Annotated in this window: 18 protein-coding genes and 1 pseudogene; 14 read left to right on the forward strand and 5 right to left on the reverse strand. The window is 39.7% G+C overall.

The window, feature by feature from the left end; genetic code table 11:
* Positions 1-553 (forward strand): ACT domain-containing protein (locus tag GNF10_RS11965; RefSeq protein ID WP_185607157.1); only part of this gene is annotated, 553 nt, incomplete at its 5' end.
* Positions 554-581: 28 nt separating this feature from the next.
* Here the strand turns inward: GNF10_RS11965 and GNF10_RS11970 are convergent.
* Positions 582-1,454, reverse strand: coding sequence for a hypothetical protein (locus GNF10_RS11970; protein WP_185587937.1), 873 nt, complete (start codon positions 1,452-1,454; stop codon positions 582-584).
* 384 nt (positions 1,455-1,838) lie between these two features.
* Here GNF10_RS11970 and GNF10_RS11975 point away from each other — a divergent pair, with 384 nt between their 5' ends.
* The 5 genes from GNF10_RS11975 to GNF10_RS11995 all read left to right on the forward strand — a co-directional run bounded on the left by GNF10_RS11975 (position 1,839) and on the right by GNF10_RS11995 (position 7,982).
* A complete protein-coding gene (locus GNF10_RS11975; RefSeq protein ID WP_185607158.1) occupies positions 1,839-3,896 on the forward strand; it encodes a serine/threonine-protein kinase in 2,058 nt (685 codons plus the stop codon).
* A 286-nt stretch (positions 3,897-4,182) separates the two neighbouring features.
* Entirely contained in the window at positions 4,183-5,163 is a 981-nt protein-coding gene (locus GNF10_RS11980; RefSeq protein WP_185607159.1) for a magnesium transporter CorA family protein, read from the forward strand.
* Between the two features lie 135 nt (positions 5,164-5,298).
* On the forward strand, positions 5,299-6,798 hold the full coding sequence (locus GNF10_RS11985; RefSeq protein ID WP_185583709.1) for an acyl-CoA synthetase: 1,500 nt from the start codon (positions 5,299-5,301) through the stop codon (positions 6,796-6,798).
* A 30-nt stretch (positions 6,799-6,828) separates the two neighbouring features.
* Positions 6,829-7,641: an alpha/beta hydrolase gene (locus tag GNF10_RS11990; protein WP_311774151.1), complete on the forward strand. Its 813-nt coding sequence runs from the start codon at positions 6,829-6,831 to the stop codon at positions 7,639-7,641.
* Positions 7,642-7,769: 128 nt separating this feature from the next.
* On the forward strand, positions 7,770-7,982 hold the full coding sequence (locus GNF10_RS11995) for a hypothetical protein (RefSeq protein ID WP_185583711.1): 213 nt from the start codon (positions 7,770-7,772) through the stop codon (positions 7,980-7,982).
* A 9-nt stretch (positions 7,983-7,991) separates the two neighbouring features.
* Here the strand turns inward: GNF10_RS11995 and GNF10_RS12000 are convergent, their stop codons facing one another.
* Complete coding sequence (locus GNF10_RS12000; protein ID WP_185583713.1) at positions 7,992-10,265, reverse strand: DUF1796 family putative cysteine peptidase; 2,274 nt, start codon at positions 10,263-10,265, stop codon at positions 7,992-7,994.
* Positions 10,266-10,596: 331 nt separating this feature from the next.
* Complete coding sequence (locus GNF10_RS12005) at positions 10,597-12,096, reverse strand: AAA-like domain-containing protein (protein ID WP_185583714.1); 1,500 nt, start codon at positions 12,094-12,096, stop codon at positions 10,597-10,599.
* A 534-nt stretch (positions 12,097-12,630) separates the two neighbouring features.
* On the opposite strand from GNF10_RS12005, the gene GNF10_RS12010 reads away from it, so the two are divergent.
* The 3 genes from GNF10_RS12010 (at position 12,631) to GNF10_RS12020 (ending at position 14,612) form a co-directional block, all read left to right on the forward strand.
* Positions 12,631-12,873, forward strand: coding sequence for a hypothetical protein (locus tag GNF10_RS12010; RefSeq protein ID WP_069072515.1), 243 nt, complete (start codon positions 12,631-12,633; stop codon positions 12,871-12,873).
* Between the two features lie 287 nt (positions 12,874-13,160).
* Complete coding sequence (locus GNF10_RS12015) at positions 13,161-14,192, forward strand: hypothetical protein (RefSeq protein WP_185592360.1); 1,032 nt, start codon at positions 13,161-13,163, stop codon at positions 14,190-14,192.
* 39 nt (positions 14,193-14,231) lie between these two features.
* Positions 14,232-14,612 (forward strand): hypothetical protein, encoded by a 381-nt coding sequence (locus tag GNF10_RS12020; protein WP_185592362.1) that lies wholly within the window; start codon positions 14,232-14,234, stop codon positions 14,610-14,612.
* Between the two features lie 82 nt (positions 14,613-14,694).
* Here GNF10_RS12020 and GNF10_RS12025 read toward each other — a convergent pair.
* Positions 14,695-14,978: pseudogene (locus GNF10_RS12025) on the reverse strand (ferritin family protein); the annotation flags it as partial.
* Positions 14,979-15,399: 421 nt separating this feature from the next.
* On the opposite strand from GNF10_RS12025, the gene GNF10_RS12030 reads away from it, so the two are divergent.
* The 5 genes from GNF10_RS12030 (at position 15,400) to GNF10_RS12050 (ending at position 20,409) form a co-directional block, all read left to right on the forward strand.
* Positions 15,400-16,116 (forward strand): heme oxygenase (biliverdin-producing), encoded by a 717-nt coding sequence (locus GNF10_RS12030; RefSeq protein WP_185581789.1) that lies wholly within the window; start codon positions 15,400-15,402, stop codon positions 16,114-16,116.
* 99 nt (positions 16,117-16,215) lie between these two features.
* Positions 16,216-17,598 carry an oxygen-independent coproporphyrinogen III oxidase gene (gene hemN, locus GNF10_RS12035; RefSeq protein WP_185581788.1) on the forward strand — a complete coding sequence of 461 codons (1,383 nt, stop codon included), beginning with the start codon at positions 16,216-16,218 and terminating at the stop codon, positions 17,596-17,598.
* A gap of 508 nt (positions 17,599-18,106) precedes the next feature.
* Positions 18,107-18,385 carry a GlsB/YeaQ/YmgE family stress response membrane protein gene (locus tag GNF10_RS12040; RefSeq protein ID WP_185584948.1) on the forward strand — a complete coding sequence of 93 codons (279 nt, stop codon included), beginning with the start codon at positions 18,107-18,109 and terminating at the stop codon, positions 18,383-18,385.
* A 147-nt stretch (positions 18,386-18,532) separates the two neighbouring features.
* On the forward strand, positions 18,533-19,225 hold the full coding sequence (locus GNF10_RS12045) for a manganese catalase family protein (RefSeq protein ID WP_185584949.1): 693 nt from the start codon (positions 18,533-18,535) through the stop codon (positions 19,223-19,225).
* Between the two features lie 443 nt (positions 19,226-19,668).
* Positions 19,669-20,409 (forward strand): DUF3891 family protein, encoded by a 741-nt coding sequence (locus tag GNF10_RS12050; protein WP_185584950.1) that lies wholly within the window; start codon positions 19,669-19,671, stop codon positions 20,407-20,409.
* Positions 20,410-20,731: 322 nt separating this feature from the next.
* Here GNF10_RS12050 and psaK read toward each other — a convergent pair whose 3' ends face one another.
* Entirely contained in the window at positions 20,732-20,992 is a 261-nt protein-coding gene (gene psaK / locus GNF10_RS12055; RefSeq protein WP_185584951.1) for a photosystem I reaction center subunit PsaK, read from the reverse strand.
* Between the last annotated feature and the right edge of the window lie 495 nt (positions 20,993-21,487).

Raw genomic sequence — 21,487 nt, forward strand, 5'->3', positions numbered from 1 at the left:
AGATTCCCCTCTGCCCCTCCGCCCCTCCACCCTCCTGCCCAATTGTCCTCCCGTTCGTGGTGTTGCTTTAGATTTGAATCAAGCGCGTCTTGCTATTCGCCAATTGCCAGATCGTCCAGGGATGGCGGCGAAGTTGTTTGGATTATTAGCGCAACATAATATCAGCGTTGACATGATTATTCAATCTCAGCGCTGTCGGGTGATTGATGGTGTTCCTAGGCGAGATATTGCCTTTACAGTCTCGCGGATAGATGGGGAAAATGCGAAAAAAATGCTTACCCAAGTAGCGGCAGAGTTGGGGTGGGGCGAAGTTGTGTTAGATAGTGCGATCGCTAAAGTGAGTATTGTTGGTGCAGGTATGGTAGGACAACCAGGTATTGCTGCCAAAATGTTTGAAGCACTAGCCCAACACCAAATTAATATTCAAATGATTGCTACCTCAGAAATCAAAATTAGTTGTGTCGTAGCACAAGAGCAAGGTGTTAAAGCTTTGCAGGCCATTCATGCCGCTTTTGGACTAGCTGGTAGTGAGAAAGTTGTCGTGCCAGTGTAGAACTAAAGTTTGAATTTTAAATTGCTGATTATCTATCTTTGAAATGCCATTTTTCCATCATAGCTACTATTTCTGAAAGCCGACGTTCACCACACCAAACTAAATCAAGTTTTTTGAGTTGTTCAAGACTCATACCACCCTCTTCTTCAGCAATGCGGTGATATTCTTTATCTCCCATTGCTGCTAATAAATGCCCAAAAATAATCATTTCATCGAACTGGGGATTTGTCTCTGGATCGTTCAAAATTGCCATTGCTCGTTCTTGCGACAGTCCTTGGAGAGCATTGACAATAAATCGTGTGGGAAAGTCCGCATCCTGAAGTTGAGGATGACGCGATACTAATCCAGCCATCAGCACTCCTAGATAAGCAGCCGCTTGAGAATTACTCAGTAACTCCATTTGTTGAATGGCAATCTCAGTCAAATTGGTAAAAAATGCACACCCTAACTGCTGTTCGATGGTGGTAACTGGATCTAAAACTAGCGAAGATTCTAACTGTGCCTCAAATGCTGCCTGATGCTCCTCGTGCAATTCGCTGAGTAAGACTTGCTTGGCGCGATCGCCTATAATAATACTGCGATCGGGCCCAGAGCTAAAGTCTTTGCCCGGTTCCAAACCTTTACTCACTAGAATTTTAAAGACGTTACTTTGAGCTTTTCCCTGCATCTGTTCATATTGGGCTTGTCCAAGAAAAATTTGACAAAACCAACTGTGGCTGTCAGCATCGCATTCAACCATTACCTCATTAACAATCAAATCAGTTAACTTTTCCGCTCTCAAAATGCTTTGTAACTCTACAACTAAGCTATTAATTGCAGCGATGTCGCGGTCAGTGAGCGCCTTGAGAAATTGACGCTTCGCAGTAGCTACCAAGGCTTTTTTTCGCCCAAATACGTTCATTTTCGATTTTTTATATGTTATGTGGGGTTATACATAATTAAAACTGCTATTTTTTTACCTTATTTGAGCATTATCTGTCATGAGTGGCATTGCTGAATAGTCCCAATCAAAATATCCCTCCCCAATGGATTAACTTTTTTTTCCAAGCCTCGTTGAACTCACAAATTTTACTTAAATCTGGTAATATATAACCGTACTAAATCAATAAGATTCTTTTAATAAAAAAAAATATTACTAGCAATATGCAGCATTAGCTAGTAATCAATACTTTTACCTGCCACAATGGCATTGATTTGTTTTGATTAAATATTTTTTAAAAAAAATAGTTACCAGTAATAACACGTAAGCTATAATCAAACAATTTATAAGATTATATTTATATTGATGCCTATTCATTTACTAGATGGACGTTACCGAATACTGAAAGTTCTAAATGATGGGGAAAAGGCAAAAACCTATCTAGTTGAAGATGCGAGCCTTCCTGAGAGCCAATTTGTAGTCAAGCAGTTACGTAGTTCTAGCGGCAATTCTCAAGCTTTAACTATCCTGCCTCGCTTGTTTGCCAGTAAAGCAGAAACTTTAGAAAAACTAGGGCAGGAACACGACCAAATTCAGAAGCTAATTGCTTACTTTGAAGAAAACGAAGAATTTTATATAGTCCAAGAATTCATCCCTGGTAATCCTTTTACTGAGGAAATTATTCAGGGACAAACTCTGAGGGAAGACCAAATAATTTATCTTTTATCAGAGATATTAGAAATTTTGGTGATTGTACATAGCTTAGGCGTTATTCACCGCAATATTAAACCAGCAAATATTATTCGCCGAGAGTTAGATAAAAAATTAGTGTTAGTTGATTTTAGTAATTTTAATGAAGCCATCACTAATAATCCTGAAAATCTCGAATATATGCCTATAGAACAAGTTAACGGCAATGTTAAATATAATAGTGATATATATGCTTTAGGTATGGTTGCGATCGCAGCACTTTTAGGTTTGTCTGCAAACGAAATATCTAATTTGCAAACTCAAAAAAATCGACTGACTGGTGAAATACTTTGGTATAACAAAAATATAAAAATTAGTAAAAAGCTAGTAAAAATTATTAATAAAATGGTGCGTTTGGATTATCGTAAGCGCTACCAGTATGCAACCGAAGTTTTAGATGACCTGAAAAAGTTAACAGATGTTGAAGTTCCGCAAAAACAGCCGGATAAAAAATTATTAATAGTTTTGACTGGGATAGCTGGCTTAATCGTACTTGGTGTAGGAGTGTGGTTTTTAAATTCACCAAAACCTATAAATAATGCTCAAAAAGAATTATATCAAGAAGGGCTAGATAAATATGATGCAGGAAATTATGAAGGAGCAGTTAAAGATTTCAATCACGTGATTGAATTAGATCCGAAAAATGCTTTAGCTTATAATAAGCGAGGCGATGCTTATTATCGATTAGGAGACTATGAGCAAGCAAAAGCAGATTCTAGTCAGGCCATTTTACTCAATCCTCAAGATGGTAATGCCTATTTTGACCGAGGATTTGCTTTTTCGGAATTAGGCAAATACAAAGAAGCGATCGCAGACTATACCCAAGCAATTAAATTAAACTCTGATGATGCATACCCTTACTATGGGCGAGGGTTAGCTCGTGTTCAATTAAAAGATAATAAAGGGGCAATTGGAGATTTTAGTAAAGCGATCGCCCTCAAGCCTCAATATACCGAAGCCTATTTACAGCGTGGGATTATCCGCCGCCGCCTCAGACTTAAGCAAGCAGCAATCGAAGATTTCGATACAGTAATTAAAATTAATCCTAGTGATGCTAAAGCTTATTATCAAAGGGCTTTAACTCAATCTATTAATAAGCAAAAATATGCAGCCCTTAAAGATTACACAGATGCAATCAACATTAATCCAAAATATATAGAAGCATATCTCAATCGAGGTGATATTTTCAGCGATCTGGGAAATAAAGTCGAAGCTACTGAAGATTACAATACTATTTTACAGATTGACCCTAAATTTATTGCCGCTTATATTCACCGAGGTATTCACCGTTTCTCTTTCGGAGATTATAAAGGTGCTATTGAAGATTACAGCGAAGCTCTGAAACTAGATCCTAATAATATAGCAGCTTACAACAATCGTGGTAACGCCTATCTTGAACTGGGAAATAAAAAAGCTGCCAATCAAGATTATTCACAAGCGATCGCAATTAATGCTAACAGCGCCTTAGCCTACTATAACCGGGGTGTGATTCGCACCAAGCAGAAAAATAAACAGGGAGCGATCGCAGATTTTAAAAAAGCTGCAAAACTATTCCAACAGCAAGGCGAAAAAGAGAGTTATCAAGATGCACAGAAAGAAATTGCAATTCTGCAAAATAATTCAGCACCAGCGAAAACTTCTCGTCCTAAATCTGGGAAAACGGAAAAAAACTAAGCTATGACTCAATACCGTCATCCCATGTTATGACGATCCATTTTATACTATTAGCCCAATATGCCCCAATCCGCTTGAGTTTCCTTTACTCTCCATAAAAAAGAGGGAATTAGAGCAAGCCTTTTAAGGTGAGTTGGGGGGAACTTCCGAGGTAAAATATCACTGTAATATGTCTATTTAACATCAGAAATCGCAGACTTTGACCTTTTATCTGTCGTTGTAGTCAACTAAATTATCGCTCAAGATGAGTCACCGTATTTTCTTACGACTCAATTAGGATGGCTATATGCTAATTCTCCTGACTTTTTATCCAGATAACCTGGAAATATTCACTCATAGGGATGTCGATACGGTACTGAAAAGAATTGATGCTTCTCAGAATATTTGGTTGCGCTGTGTTCAGTTCCGCGATCGCACTGGAACAGCTAAAATTATCAAACATTTTGAACTCAATCCATCTCGTGTTAACATGATTTTCAACCATTCTCCTTTAGGAATTGATGAAGATGTAGAAGATTGTTTATTTGACAGCTATGAAATTCTAACTGCTCAAATAAAAAATCATGAATTTGAAGTTGCACGTGGCAATATTGTAGTTGGAAATAATTTTATAATTACGTTTGAAATTACTGAATTAAAAGTTTTAAGTATTTTAGCTAACAATTTACAAAAGCGCCCTCTAGATATTAAAAAATGGGGGATTGACTATGTTTTTTATCTCATTTTTAAAGAAATTTTAAATAATTATCATATTGTCTTTGACTATATTTCTAGAAAGCTTGATGATTTAGAAGATGAAGTCTTAGATGATTCTGGTGATGAATCAACGTACCAAAGAATTGCCACCATGAGGCAATCTACTCGTTCAGGACGGCGTAATTTTCAAAGTATTAAGTCACTTATGGCTATTATGGATTACGATGATTTTCAATGGATCACCCAGCCAGTGAAAGAACTATTCAAAGAAGAATTGGTTCATCAAGTTGATAAATTATGGCAAGAATATCAAGCTTTGAGAGCCTGGATGTCAGAATTAATGGAAATCCAACGCGATAATATTGCTAGCAAAACAGGTGAACGAATTAATCGCCTGACTATCCTCTCGACCGTATTTTTACCAATTACGTTCATGTCTGGTTTCTATGGTATGAACTTCAAATATATGCCAGAATTAGAGCAACCTTGGGCTTATCCTGCTGTAATCGGCGTAATGATCTTAATTGTGATTAGTAGTATTGCTTATGCTAAAAAACAACGTTGGTTGTAGCATCAAGTTACGAATAAAAAGATCCCCAACTTCTTCAAGAAGTCGGGGATCTGAGGCTGTCGGTGGAAAGCAAATAGGATTACTATATATATTTTCAGTAAGTAGACTGCATTAACCCTAAATCGGTAAATAAACGTGAATCTCCCATTGATTATTCGTGCTGAAGAACACAGCGAGAAAATAGCTATCGCTACAACGGATGGATCATTTACCTATCGGGATTTGCTCCACACTTCCAGTCAAATAGCAACGAATCTTCTTCAGAATACAGAAGATTTACAAGAGAAGCGAGTTGCCTTCCTCATCCCACCTGGATTTGAGTATGTAGCTACTCAATGGGGAATTTGGCGTGCTGGTGGCATAGCTGTACCTCTGTGTGTTTCCCATCCGCGCCCAGAATTGGAGTATGTAATTACTAATTCTGGAGCATCGATTATTGTTGCTCATCCTGATTTTGAGGGTATACTGCGTAGTTTACCGCCGCAGGCATCGCTCGCCGAAGAACACAATTTGCGATTTATCCTCACCTCAGAAACGCTTCCATCTAATATTGCTCGTCTCCCAGAAGTAGATATAACTAGACGCGCCTTAATTCTCTACACTAGCGGTACAACAGGTAAACCCAAGGGTGTGGTTACAACTCATCAAAATATTCAAGCGCAAGTGACTAGCTTAAATACCGCTTGGGAATGGACATCTAATGATCGCATTTTACATATACTGCCACTACATCATATTCATGGAATTATTAACGTACTGACTTGTGCTTTATGGGCTGGCGCGGAGTGTCATCTGTTGAGCAAGTTTGATGCCGAAACTGTTTGGAGACGACTTGGTGACGGTAACTTAACCCTATTTATGGCAGTACCAACAATTTATGTAAAGCTCATTACCGCTTGGGAAAATGCCTCTAAAGAACGTCAAAAAATTATGTCAGAAGGCTGTGCTAAAATGCGCCTGATGGTTTCCGGTTCGGCAGCATTACCAGTTCAAGTTTTAGAAAAGTGGCAAACCATCAGCGGCCATTTTCTGCTTGAGCGATATGGGATGACGGAAATTGGTATGGCGCTATCCAACCCTTTACACGGTGAACGGTTGGCTGGATATGTAGGAAAGCCTCTGCCTGAAGTTGAAGTGAGATTAGTAGATGAGAACGGATTAGTCTCAGCTGGAACACCGGGAGAGATCCAAGTTAAAGGGCCTGGAGTGTTTCTCGAATATTGGCAAAACCCCGAAGCAACTGCCAAAGCCTTCCAGGATGGCTGGTTTTGTACTGGAGATACCGCCGTCATTGAGAACGGTAGCTACCGCATTCTGGGACGGATGAGTGTGGATATCATCAAAACCGGAGGCTATAAAGTTTCAGCTTTGGAAATTGAAGAAGTATTGCGATCGCATCCAGATATTCAAGAATGTGCAGTGGTGGGGGTTGCAGATATAGAGTGGGGCGAACGGGTTTGTGCTGCATTAGTATTGCAAGGATCACAACCTTTAACATTAGAATCTTTTAGAAGTTGGGCAAAAGAGCGATTGGCTGTTTATAAAGTGCCAACCCAAATTTTGATAGTTGAAGAATTACCGCGCAACGCAATGGGCAAAGTTATTAAGCCGACAGTCGTTGAGCTATTTAAATAATAGCAATGCCCCTGTTTTTCAAAGCTAGCCGTGAAGCTTATTGACAATACTGTAATACATAAGGTAGAAGATAAGCACAATTTAAAAAACTTAAATATAGCTATGAGTCTTTTTTGCCTAGTTCATGGCGCTTTTCAAGGCGCTTGGTGTTGGGATTTGTTAATTCCTTATTTAGAAGCGCAAGGTCACAAAACAGTAGCAATGGATTTACCAATTGAAGATGCGTCTGCAAGTTTATCGCAATTTGCAGATGTAGTATTGCAAGCGCTTCCAAAAACTGATGATGATATTGTCCTGGTTGGCCACTCAATGGCTGGTACTGTTATTCCTCTTGTTGCAGAAGTGCGTCAAGTACGTCAATTGGTATTCCTTACCGCGCTTATTCCATACCCAGGAACTAGTACACTTGAGCAATTTTCTCATCATCTTGATTCTGATAGCCTCAAATCATTAAATTACGAACCAAAAGAGTCACATCAACTCGAACAATTTGATAATGAACCTTATATGTTTAATCCTGTTTCTGCTGGGAAAAACTTTTCAGATGAAGCAGTATTGATGGAATTTTTTTATCAAGATTGTCAGCCGGATGTAATGCGCTGGGCACTCTCAAAAGGACGTTCGCAGCAATCAATGGCATATATTTTTGAGGTTAATCCTTTGAATGCTCTACCAAATGTAGAGTATAAATATATTTTTTGTACTGATGACCTGATAATCTCTCCTGCATGGTCACACTACTCTGCACGTAAGCGCTTGGGAGTTGATGCCATAGAACTGCCTGGAGGACATTGCCCACACTTGTCTCGTCCTGCTCATCTTGCATCAGTATTAACTAAATGATCGCAAAGCTTATTGTAGATAATCGTAGGTTGGGTGGAACGTAGTGAAACCCAACAAATCCTCGAAAATGTTGGGTTTCGTTCCTCCACCCAACCTACGCAGTTTATGGTTTTTGACTGAAATAGCAAATGCGAACGCCGAATCAACAAATGCGAACGCCAAATCAACAAATGCGATCGCCGAATCAACAAATGCGAACTCCAAATCAACAAATGCGAACACCGAATCAACAAATGCGAACACCGAATCAACAAATGCGATCGCCGAATCAACAAATGCGAACACCGAATCAACAAATGCGAACTTCAAATCAACAAATGCGTAGGCGTAGCCAGCCGTAGGCATCGCCCCTACTTAATTTCCCACCCCTTCGGTATTTTAGGCGGACACCAAAAGAGGTTTTTACTAGACACCCCAAGGGATTCCAGAATTCCTCGCATTATCTCTGTGCAATACATCCAGTGTCCCAAATCGTCATACATGCGATCAGGATTAAACTCGACATTGTAGTGCAGCACATTGGGAAGGTCTAAAAACTCATCATCGCTTTGGGGAGAAAGAAGCAAGAGATGAAATGGCTTCCCCTGGCATTGTTTTTCTAGCTTGTTGACTAAATCTATCACACCATCGCGTAGCTTGCCGCCGTAGGCATCGCTAATTCCTGTACGAACGAAAAGCACTTTGTCGCAATGCTGCAATGCGTACCAAAATCTTTCAGAACGTGCTGTGTATCGAACCCGCATCCGTTCATAGATGGGAGACATATCACTCGTTGGGTCATCTGTTTCCTCAACTTCATGGGCAAAGGATAGACCCGACCACTTACTATGATAGATTCTACCTGCATCCTGGCTGTAGTGCAGGAAGGCAGGGTTCCACATATCATAAAAACCGTTTTCGATCGCATCCGCAACATCTGCAATATTAGTTGTGCGCGTTAAATCAAACGGAAAAGCGGGGCCATCGTACTCCATTTTATATAGCATCATGCGAACGGCACAGCGATCGCCAAGGGGAAGAATTGCCACACGGCTGATATCCGATAACTGACATTTGTATTGGAAAAACACCGCAGACTTAGGTGGTGCTTTCACCCGGCTTTCTAGCCCATCTTTGCCAATCATCATGGTACGAAAGGGAATGTCGGGATGAAGCGGATCTTCATAAACACCCGATGGCATGGCTTTAAGTGCGTTGCAAACCTCTGTCCACATCGGCTGGATGTTGTATTCGCTATCTGATTCGTTGATTATCCACAGGTGGCGTTCGTCCGCTTGCAAAATCCCCAGATGCCCGTCATAAAATAAAACTTGTGAGTTGTTTGGCGAAAAAAGATTGAAGGCGGCGCTATATTCTAAGTCTGCGCCAGGGGGGATATTTATTGTAGTTGCGATCGCACCATCTTCTTGCACAGCCAAGAAGGGGAGCGTCCCTGGCTTGACAGACTTTGCAATGTAAATACCTGGTATTAATCCTGCCCTACTTTGTAATGCAGTTTGCAATTCTTGCCAATAGGGAGCGATCGTATAGCTGTATTGTGATGGATTAACAATCCGTAAACGCTTCTCTTCGATACAGACAGAGATATGAAAGCCCGCATTGTCAAAGTAGATGGGAAATTCATTCGGTTGCTGGAAACGTTGTTTTTCTTTTACCAATTCGTCTTTGTCGATGTCAAATAGGTGCTGATCGATCTGCTCATACATGAGGGTATGACCGATCGTGTTCGGGTGAGCCGGATCGAAAGATATTCCCCCTTTCCATCGTCCTTGTCCATCATCCAAGGCTGCCAACCAATCTAGTACAGTTACATCCCAACTTAGCATTCGGTTGTGTGTGTCTCGGAGCAGCCAGTAATGCTCCTGAGAATAGTCGCCATTAGGATAGACTCCTCCCAGAATCGGAATTGCTCCAATGTCCCGCGTCATTTTCACCAACTGCTGCAAGCCACTTTCAAACCGCCGTTGTACCGCCCGCCGTTCGTGAGGGGAACAGTAAGCTAACCCTTCGTTGCCCAGAGAAAGAGCAATAATCACGATATCTGGTTTTTCTGGGGTGACAAACCAGGGGAATCGAGCGATCGTTCTGCTAACATTCGCCCCCACCTCCGATACATTCACCAGTTGATGCCCATATTTTTGCTCTAAAGCCTGTGCTAACAACCAGACCCAACCTTTCAAAAACCAGGCTTTATGACCTAATGCGACGGAACTGCCAATGACCACAATTTTGAGTCTCTCAGCCCTTTCTTCCACGGGCATCTTGACAGTTGATTTCTCAAGGTATCCAAAGGGGTAAGGCTGTAAATAGCCGAATGCACCATCATCCACAATAATCGTGTCGGAATGATCCTCAGAATCAATTGGTATCCATCGGTTTGTATCTAGTAAGCTCTCCCATCGAGCATTACCGTTGGCATCAAGGCGGACGTACTTATATTCAACTCTCTGTTGACCGCCTGAGTTTTGAATTTCAATATCTGTCCACCATAGAGGATAGCGATCGCCACTTGTACGCAGTTGGATACATTTTTTTATGTCCCACAGTCCCAACTCTGGAGTAGAACCGACCAGACCAACGGATTCACCTGTTTGCGTGTATGCACTGATCTGGAATCGATACATAGAGTTTATCCTGTTTTCGTGAGTACGATACCAAACAGTCAGGCTGAAATATTTAAATCTACTTTGACAATATCACATAGAATTCTTAAGAATCTGGTATGGATCTTGTTAAGTATACTGAATCCATGATTAAAATTAACCAAAGCTATGAGCAGCAAAGGTTTTTTACGATGAAATGGAATTTTTATAGAAGATTTTATACTTAGTCAAATAGACTATATTGTATTAAAAGTCTTTATACAACTAAGAACAAATCAACGAAAGGATAAGATTAAGTTAAATTTTTCCTTCAACGTCCCACTTAAAATTTGTGTGCCTGTTCTTAGCACGTCTAACTGTTGATTTGCAGCAGGCGATCGCAGAAAAAGGGACGAAATAACTCACAGGCGAGACTTGCCTTCATGTCATGCAGATGCACTAACCCCATTTTTTGCAACTGGGAACCTTGCACAGCCTCACAATCTACAGGACTTGACTGTCTAACGATTTCTATAAACGATGGCAATAAATCGGGATAGCGTTGCAAGTTCCACCATTGCTGTTCTAGGTGGTCTCCATAGATAACGGCAGCGATCGCAGAATTTTCTAAGAGTTCTTCTAGGGTTATTATCTGCTGCTGTAGGTAATAAAATGCTAACTGCAACCGATAGGGATGTCCCCCCAACAGAGCGATCAGGCGCTGGGTTTGTGATGAGGTTATATCCTGTTCGCACCTATGTGCTAGATCCTGCACCTGAGCAAAGGTAAACTCAGGTAACTCAATAACCAACCCAGTATTCAAGAGAGAGGGATCGATAGAAGGAGGCATCAGAATTTCAGTCGAATGAACCGTCACCAATCGCAGCTTGTGCCAAGGATTAATGTCTGCATCGGCTTCTTTACCTTGCTCAGACCATGTTCTTAAAAGTAGAAGAAATTCACGAGCAACGTCGGGGTAGGCAAAAAGCTGGTTGAGTTCATTGATCGCAATGACTAGGGGGCGATTCTCCCTTGAAGAGACTCCGCGATCAAGATTGGGTAAGATTACATCCTGGAAATAATCAGTGGTATTTGATTTGCTGCCCAAGGAGTTATTCCAAAAACTAGCACTCTCATTTGGCAAGTCTAACTGCTTACTGACTCTGGCACAGAACCATTTTAGGAAGCGTTCTAGGTTCTGTAAAATCTCGTCGTTAGCAAGTTGCAAGTTCACGGAAACGGCGCGATGACCCTGGGAGTTAGCGTAAGCCAGGATGCGGGTCATTAGGGAGGTTTTGCCCATTTGCTTCGGGGCGCGGATGTTGATCAACACACCGGGTTGCTGGATGGCTTCATAACAAAGAGATTCGAGAATAGGACGGTCAATGTAGAAGACTGAATTCAGGGGCATCTGCCCTCCTGGCGTGGTTAGGAGACGAGGGTAAAGATTGTCTGACATTCGGCTCTCCCGTCCCTTCGGGAATCGTTCCATTTTGTGGGTTTGCCCTACACTACTACGAGAATCGCATCGAAGCAGTATGCGATCGCATACTTCAGCCGACGACATTAAGCCAATCTCGGCAAAATTGTCTTGATGAGGCTCCAGATAGAAATAATCATCCTTTAACAAAGTCATATTAAAGGCATTGAAGCAGCACTCCAAGGTTCGCTTATCAACTCCTACTGAGCCAGTAAAAACCTTACTGAGGGTATTGGGGGTTAAACCTGTTTTCTCACTTAGGTCTTCGAGAGTGTATCGCTTAAAGTTTTGCTCAATTTCTAACTGAGCTTTTGCCTGATTGAGTTTCCTTGAGCCTTGAGCCGTCAGAGTCGCACCCCGCTTTCGTAGATGATTTTTCGATTGTAATTGCATTTTTACTTGGAAATAAAGTATAAAAATGTGCTTAGTAATTTGCTTACTAAATATAGATAACTGATGCACTTTACAAATTTATGCAGTATGGTTACAAATCTTAAGTGATTAGGCTATTGAGTAAAATTGGCACGTTGAGCCTATTGCCATTGGGTTTCTAAATTGGCAAATACAGTATCAGAATTACATTTTGCTTACAGTGACATCAATAATTTTGCACAACTACTTATGGATGCAATTCAAAAAAGTCTATTCTCAAAGCGCCTGGGAGTCGGAGTTTGCTCTGGGAAAGTAAACAGAAGCAAGCAAGTTATTAACTTGGGGATTTTTCCAAAGTTAACAACGCCGTTAAATGAATGGTTGCGAGGCACTTAAATTTTCGGTAGCTGAAACCAATATGGGGAATGGCTTTGGGGATTTGCTGGTGCTAAATATTTAACTTTTTTCTTAAAGTTGTAAACCTTGGTAGTGTTAGGAATCGGGAATCTGTAGTGTTGATTCATATCAAGCTAATATTAGCCTTCTGGAGGTTGTATGACTTTTCTAATTCCTAATGAAAATAGCCAACCCAATCCTAGTCCTCACGATACTAACCCAATTGAAAGCCAAATTATGGCAATGACTACCAAAGAAGATTTGCAGCAAGAATTAGACTCAGTTCGCGCTAATTACCAAAAATGGCAAGCCAAAGACGATCAGACTGCAATAACAACACAAACTAGACTGGCGCAAATTATTCATCTCCGTGCTAATCAGATAGGAATTCAACTAACGTAACAGTAGCAAGGCTATAGCAATCCTAAATCATTCGTGAATAACAAGCTCTGCAACCTCTCAAAGAAATCACAGAACTGAACAAGGGCGGTTTTAACAACTCATTTAGGATTACTATATACCACTAAATACTATTAATATCTCTTAACCTTGTAATCGATTGAAAATATACATAGGGTTAGAATTACTTGAAGGAAGTTCTCATTTGACAATACTTCGCCAATTTACGAGGGTGAGTTGATGTATTAAAGTCATAATTCATTTTAATAAAAGTATCTAATTAACAATTTATGAGACCTAAAGTTAAAGTTTTACTTGCTTTAATTCCCTTTTCGTTTATCCTTGGCAGTTGCCAAAAAGAAGACTTATCAGCAGCTAAATCATTTGGTGATTTATCCCAATCTTTAGCAATTGCCAACGAAACAATATCGGCTGATATTTATGCTTCCTGCGCCCGATCCGCAACTTGGGAAGCTTTGGGAACACAGCAAAGTAGAATAAATAGCAAAGATCGTTTGGATAAATGCGACGAAATTTACCTTCCGAATTCACAAAATACTGAAATAGCTGGCAGCGTTTTAGTCAACTATGTTGCGGCAGTTGGAAATTTAGCCACTGAAAATGATAACGGCTTTACTCCTCAGTTAAATAAAATTTCAGACGGTTTAGGAAAGCTTGATATTGATGAAAATGCTCGCACAGCAGGGGTTAAGATTGCTGACTTTATTACTAATCTTCTAGTTAAGGATTTTCGGCGAGATAACTTGAAAGTTACTATTGTTTGCACAGATCAAGATATTCAGAAATATTCTGCTTCTCTGTCCGATTTCATTGAGTCATCTTATGTAAAGTCTTTGCTCAATGAAGAAATTACGCAGATTCATGAAAATTATGGTTTCTACATAAGTGAGGTAAATAAAAGATTACTAAAATTATCAAACCCAGAAGATGATCTACAAGATTTTAATGCACTTCAGACACAACAGACTTTATTAGAAGCAGAAGAACGAGCAGAAATTACCAAGGTAATTGAACGTAAAAAACAGGGTTCATCCTACGTAGCTGCTATTCGTTCCACCGCAGAATTTCACCGCAAATTGAAGCGTGTTTTCAATAAAAATCGGGAAGAACTCTCATCAGACCAAATTCAAAAATGCAATAAATATCGCTCTAAAAAGGAAAGCCTAAGTTTTCAAAATACCGATAAAGAATATGATGTTTGGAATCAAGAAATTACCACATCAGAGTTAAAGCAAGCCAAGAAAGTAACCAAGGAATACATTGACAAAGTTACTCCTCTATTTAATGAGATTCAAAATTAATTATCAAGGCAACGTTTGTAAATAAAATAAAGGTGACTTATGACTACTGAACTAAATATAGATCATTTAAAAGAAATTCATGATCAACTAACTAATACAATTAAATTTCTCAGTGAAGAGGCTGGCAAAGCTAAGGACGATGAGAGAATTACTAGCAGACAATTTATACAGGCAAAAGATGAATGGGGCAAGTTGGAAATCAAAGCAATTGAACTACAGGGTTTGATCGATGGGGTAAAACTAGGTTCTATACTCAATAACGATGTTAATAGTTCTTACTCACAAATTCTGAAGGCCACAAATAGCCTACAAGAAGCTGCTAAAAAGATTGAGAAGTTTGGAGATTTTTTATCAGAAATAGCTAAAGTTATTGATACTGTTACTAGCACCATCAAAGCTATTAAACCGGTGGGCTTCTGACTTTTCGTAATTAAAACATTTACCAGGTAAGTAATTTACTGGATATTAGACTAAAAGTCTTTTCATCAGGCAGTTGAGGTTACGATTGCAGTAGCGCTTTGAAAAAATCTCCATATCGATTTTCATCCTGACACCAACTCTCAAACTTGCGGAACAGGGGATAAATTTGGTGTTCTGGATGTTTTTCCATGTGGCGATACACCAAAATATAGCGCGTAACTCTGCTTCCTGCGCCGAAATATCCAACTGCGCCGCAGCTTCAAAGTCAGTGGTGTAAAACCGGGGTGTTAGTAATGTTTCCTGAACAGGTGCTTTCACACCTGACTTCAGCAACTCAGGTTTGGAGGTTTCCAGAGACTTAACCATAAGAATCCTTTTATTATTTTATGTTTCAAAAGTTATATAACCATAAATAGCCTATTGAGGACATCAGTTAAATTATTGAAAGTAAATTGTGAGACATAAACTTATCGTTCATTGTTTCAGGAGAGTTTAAATGCCTATGTCACAACCATTTTTGTTACTACTCAACTGGGATGTGCCTGAGCATAAGTATCAGAAAAACATAAATAAATACTAATATCTTTCATAGTTATATATGAATTAATAGTTAAATAATCTTAGGAGAAATAAAAATACCTGGATTTACATCGGCAGTGGTACTTGCTGGATAGACTGATGCAGATCCTCTCTAAACCTAGAATAACAATCTTGTAGCTGGAATTGGTAGGCATCCTAAGTCGGTGGCTGTCCAGAAACCTTGCGCTTGAAAATGAAGGAAGCAACAATGAGTAGCAATCTCGCCATCAAACTGCGTTCTGGAACTCAACAAGCCCACACATCAGCAGAAAATGTGGGATTCATGAAATGTTTTCTACAAGGAGTGGTGGATAGAGACTGCTTTGCCAAGTTCTTAAGTAACTTGTATTACGTCTACAGCGAACTAGAAGCGGCGTTAGATAGCCACGTAAAGCATTCTGTTATTAGTGCGGTTTACTTTCCTGAACTTAATCGCCAATCCTCGCTCGAAAAAGACATGGTGTTCTATTATGGGGATAATTGGCGAGAGCAAATTACACCCTCACCTGCTGCTCAAAAGTATATTGACCGCATTCGGGAAATTTCTGCTAGTGAACCGACTTTATTGCTAGGTCATGCCTACACTCGCTACATGGGCGATCTTTCTGGGGGTCAAATGCTACAAAAAGTTGCTCAGTCAGCCCTGAAGCTTTCTGGCTATGAAGGCACATCCTTTTACAATTTTGAGCAAATTCCTGATAAAAAGGCATTTAAGGATAAGTATCGTCAAGTATTAAATGCATTACCCGTTGATGATATAACAGCAGAACGGATTGTTGCAGAAGCTAATAATGCCTTTGGGTTGAATTTGCAGATGGCTCAAGAGTTAGAGGGAAGTTTAATTAAAGCACTCGGCCAAGTCCTGTTTAATAGTCTAACTCGTTCCCAGAATTCAGGTAGCACTGAAATAGGTGCGGCTAATTAAGTTTGTCATTGGTCATTGGTCATTTGGTCATTAGTCAATAGTTCTTGCTCCCTACTCCCTATTCCCCTTCGCTTCACACATTCATTGGAAAGCAACTCAATGGTTTTTCTATTACCTGGTGTTAAGTTTGATCTGGATCTGATTCAAAAGTACGATACTCGCGCACCTAGATACACTAGTTACCCGCCCGCTACAGAGTTAAGCGAAACATTCACTGAAACTGATTTTAAGGCCGCGATCGCAGCATCTAATCAACGCCAAACTCCTATGAGTTTATATTTCCACATCCCCTTTTGCCAAAGCGCTTGCTACTTCTGCGGCTGCAACACAGTAATTTCCAACAACAAGAATATTGCTAAACCTTACGTCGAGTCTCTGGTTCAAGACATTAAAAACACCGCAGCTTTAATCGATCCAGACAGAAAAGTGCTGCAAATCCATTGGGGAGGTGGTACTCCTAATTACTTGGATCATCACCAAGTAGAATTTTTATGGAAAAACATCAATCGCTATTTCAACATCGATCCACAAGCAGAAATCTCAATTGAGATTAATCCCCGCTATATCGATAAAAACTACATTTTCTTTCTCAGAGAGATTGGGTTTAACCGCATTAGTTTCGGCATTCAGGATTTTAATAGCCAAGTTCAAGTAGCTGTAAATCGTGTTCAGCCAGAAAAAATGCTCTTTGATGTCATGAGTTGGGTGAAGGAAGCTAAGTTTGAGAGTGTGAATGTAGACCTAATTTATGGTTTACCCTATCAAACCCGCGAGACATTTCAAGAAACACTGAAAAAGACAATTGAGTTAGATCCTGACCGAATTGTTGTCTTTAACTTTGCGTATGTTCCCTGGCTCAAACCGACGCAAAAAAATATTCCTCAAGAAGCGCTACCAGCAGCCGAAGAAAAGTTAGATATTCTAAAAATGACTATTGAAGAATTGACGAGTAACCAATATTTATTTATTGGCATGGATCACTTTGCGAAAACTAATGACGAACTAGCGATCGCTCAACGCAATGGCACTCTCAAGCGTAATTTCCAGGGCTACACTACCCACGCAGAAACAGAATTGTTTGGCTTTGGTTCTACATCCATCAGTATGCTAGAAGATGCTTATGCTCAAAACCACAAGGAACTAAAAGATTATTATCAGACAATTGCATCAGGTAATTTACCTGTTAGCAAAGGTGTCAAGCTTAGTCAAAATGATATTATCAGAAGGGATGTAATCATGGGTATTATGTCTCACTTTCAGTTACACAAGCAAGATATTGAAAATAAATATCAAATCAACTTTGATGAATATTTCTCTGAGGAGCTAGAGGCATTAAAACCACTAGAAGCTGATGGTCTGGTCAGTTTATCAAAAAATCAGATCCAGATTACAGATATTGGTCGATTACTAGTCAGAAATATTGCTGTTATATTTGATACCCACACAAAAATGCGAGAGACAAAATTCTCTCGTGCTATTTAAAACAGCCGCAAATCATTGGCGAATTTTTGCAGCCTTTATATCCCTGATTTATTAAAGAAATTGGGGATCTAATTTTTCACTATACATTTAATTTTTAAATAAAAATGTCCAAAACCAAATTTATTAAATATCAAGTTTCCAATTTGATAGAAAAATATTTTTATACATCCCTAAAAAGTTAGATTATTTAATTATATCTCCAGATAGATATATCAAAATTTAGATTACCGATTTTTCTAATAAACCAAAAAATATGTTATTTTCAGCATCTTGTTATTTAACTAGTAAAGCTTAATAGAAGAATATTAGAGATTTAATAATTAATTATTTATCTGCCTGCCAAAAATCGTTGAGTATTTTCATGCTATAAACGCCAAATTGCAATTCCCATCTAATTTGTATGTAAACTTTTTGTCTAACTTTTGGATTTAGCATTTATCCCATCTGGTAGAAAGAATTGTGAACTAGAGTTGATAACTTAGATACAAGTGAGATTGTTGAGGCAGTTATGAGTATTATTGCTTGGGTAGTTTTAGGACTTTTGGCAGGTGCGATTGCTAAAGCCATTTATCCTGGCTATCAAGGTAGTGGAATTCTCTCCACAATGATTTTAGGTATCATTGGTGCTTTTGTCGGTGGAAGTCTGTTTACCCTATTGCGAACAGGAACTCTGCAAATTACTGCGGCTGGCGCTGGTTTAACTCTTCCTGGTATTTTAGTGGCTGTGCTTGGTGCAATTGTTGCTATTTATCTATGGGGATTAATCAGAAGAAGCAGCAATGCCTAATCGCTGATTGGCAGTTATCAACACTGACAGGTCTTATAGTTTCCCAGGTTGAGAAGCTATCAAACATCAAATTAGCTCTCTCTGGAACAATCCTAAAAGACCATTCAATCCCTTCTGTAACATGATAATTTTTGGAAGTGTAAATCTATGTTTTTTCACAAAAAAGAGCCTATTCATGCAGTTAACGTTACTGAACCAAACCCTCGTTTTGCTCAATTACTTTTAGAGCAATTTGGCGGAGCGACTGGAGAACTTAGTGCAGCTTTACAATATTGGGTGCAATCATTCCATGTTGAAAATGCTGGTATTAAAGATATGCTCCAAGACATCGCAATCGAGGAATTCAGCCATTTAGAAATGGTTGGTAAACTGATTGAGGCTCATACCAAAAATGTGGATCAAACAGAGGCTTATAAGAGTACTCTCTTTGCAGTTCGAGGGATTGGGCCTCATTTTCTAGATAGTCAAGGTAATGCTTGGACTGCAAGTTACTTGAATGAAGGTGGAGATGTAGTCCGTGATTTAAGGGCTAATGTTGCAGCAGAAGCCGGCGCTCGTCAGACTTACGAAGAGTTAATTAAGTTGGCAACTGACAAAGGAACCCAAGAAACTTTAGTCCATCTGTTAACACGGGAAATTTCTCATACCCAGATGTTTATGAAAGCTCTAGATTCGCTGGGTAAGTTGACAGATCCGTTCTTTGGTAATATTAAGCCAGATGAAACTGTTGCTCTTTACTACAACCTATCTACAAACGGTAATGGTCAAGATGAACGTGGCCCTTGGAATTCTGAGCCAACATTCAAATACATTGCAAATCCCCTAGAAAGCCACTCTTAGAAGTTTGTTGAAAAGTATTTACCTGTGATTTTGGGTACTTATTTATCTCCGCTAACCCTTCCCTTTTTTAGGCTACAGGGTACACAGATGTCTCTACAAAACCAAAATGTAGTAGATCCTCCAAAATTCTCCTTAGAAAGGAGGATTTTGAGAGGTTTTTGCCCCTAAAAAAGGGGGCATCTAAGCAAAAATCTTCACTGTTCCCTGTTTCCTCGACCGAAGGTTAGTAAACAATCATACTCCCGACTTTTTAAAGAAGTGGGGAATATTAGCTACATATCTCTGCGTTACGAAGGATGGACTATATTGCACTCAAATTAAAATGGGTGTAAATCATAAGTCACACTGAAAAAGTCAGAGCGATCGCCTCTTCAATATCTAGCCCGACGTTTCTGAATTCAGATTCAACTCAAAATTAAAACTAAAAATCAGGAGATTAATTTGTGATTGTCAACGCTACCCCAAATGGTTGGGAAGTCATTTACCATCGTGCCCATGCTTTATTAGCAGCTCAACTGGCGGGGCAATGGCGACGTAAAGATGCGCCAGTAAGATTATATGAAACCATCGCGGCAATTTCTCATCACGATGATTTAGAGAAAGAGTGGGAAGAAGATATTCTGACTGAAGCCGGTGCGCCAAAGGACTTTATGCTGTCCTCAAATGCCGATGTAGATGCTGGGGTACAGAAATTGGCAGATTTGGCAAAGAATGCCCTTTACCGTGGACGATGGGTAGCTTTATTAATTTCCATGCACATCAGCCGTCTAAATGAGGGAAGCCGGGGTAAGGGTTCCAAACTAGACAAACTTCTGGATGAGCAACTTCAAAACCAGCAACGTTGGCGCAAGGAACTGGGGATAAAAAAGGAGGAAGTTGATGCAGCTTATGCATTTATGCAGTGGTGCGATCGCCTTTCTCTGATCTTATGTCAGCAAGAATTACCTGACGATGAGCGGTTTTTAGAAATTAGCAAGGGCCCTGAAGGTGATCGCTATGACATCATGCAGCGCAGTGATAACTTGGTTGTTGTCAAACCCTGGCCCTTCGAAAACGATAAATTTACGGTCAACGTCGAAGCCTGCGACCTTTCCCAGGTAAAATTTGAGAGCAGTGCCCAACTAACTCAAGCGCTACAAGAAGCCCCCATCAAGGTACTTGAGTGGACATTCGTTAAGAGTTAGTACAGATTAGAATTTAAGAGCAATTTACAAAATATTAGATAATTTATCTACAAAAAAGAGCCAGAGAATTAACACTCTCTGGCTCAATGCTGGAGACAAAAGAATCATCAAATAAAGGCTAACTTGGGCAAGAATGTGAAGAAGGCAGGAGGCAGAGGGCAGAAGGTTGCAATACAGTGTAGGTCGGAAGCCTACACTGTATTGCAGGACACCAAATCAGAGATTTTGGAGTGGGGCTTTAACCCTTACTCCCTCCGGTCGTGGCAGAGCGCAGGAAACAGTATTCCTTCTGCCTCCTGCCTTCTGCCCTCTGCCTTTCTTGCTAAATTCTTCCTAGGTTATGCAGCCCTAAAACAGCGCCCACTCCCAAGATATGACCAAAGGCAGTGGTTGCTAAAAGGGCTGGTAAACCAAAACCACCAAAAAGATTAGCTGAGGGTAGTCCTGGCTCTGCATTGGGATATTTGATGGTCGATTTACCAAAGGCAATGGCAATGATATTAGCAATAATGATAATCAGTCCAACAGTTGGACTCCATTGCAGGGGTGTAGTTGCAGCAGCGAGTAAGGTTGAAGTAAACACCTGATTTGCTCCTGAAATTTATTAATGATTGAAAATATAATCTGAAACTTTTCGAAGCAAATTCAATAAAGTACCCGATTTTGCATCAATATTTAACAGTTATTATAACTACTTAATATAACTTGAGTTCAACGCAGTCAGTTAATTGTGCTAGCTGCTTTTAAGTTCAATATCTGTCAGAAGTAAAGATTTTATTAGTTGTAAATTATACCCAGGCATCAAGCGTCAAGGAGAATTAATAGAGGTTTATCTATAGTCAGCAAATGTTAATCCCACTTCTCAGGTTGTTAAAAAAACATATAGTATTGTCTGTGAGCTACTTAGCTACACTCATAAATATTGGTAAATTTTACATACACCCCAAAATTAAGACTGTACTTGACTTCAGGTCCAATTTTTTAGTTGGATAGTTGTTTACAATTTCTCAGAAAAATTAAAAATCTTATTCCCTTGTGGGTGGGAGTTTTGGCGTGGTGAATATAACTTCTAACTCCT

It is taken from the genome of Nostoc sp. UCD121 (assembly GCF_014222285.1).
Taxonomy (GTDB): Bacteria; Cyanobacteriota; Cyanobacteriia; order Cyanobacteriales; family Nostocaceae; genus Nostoc.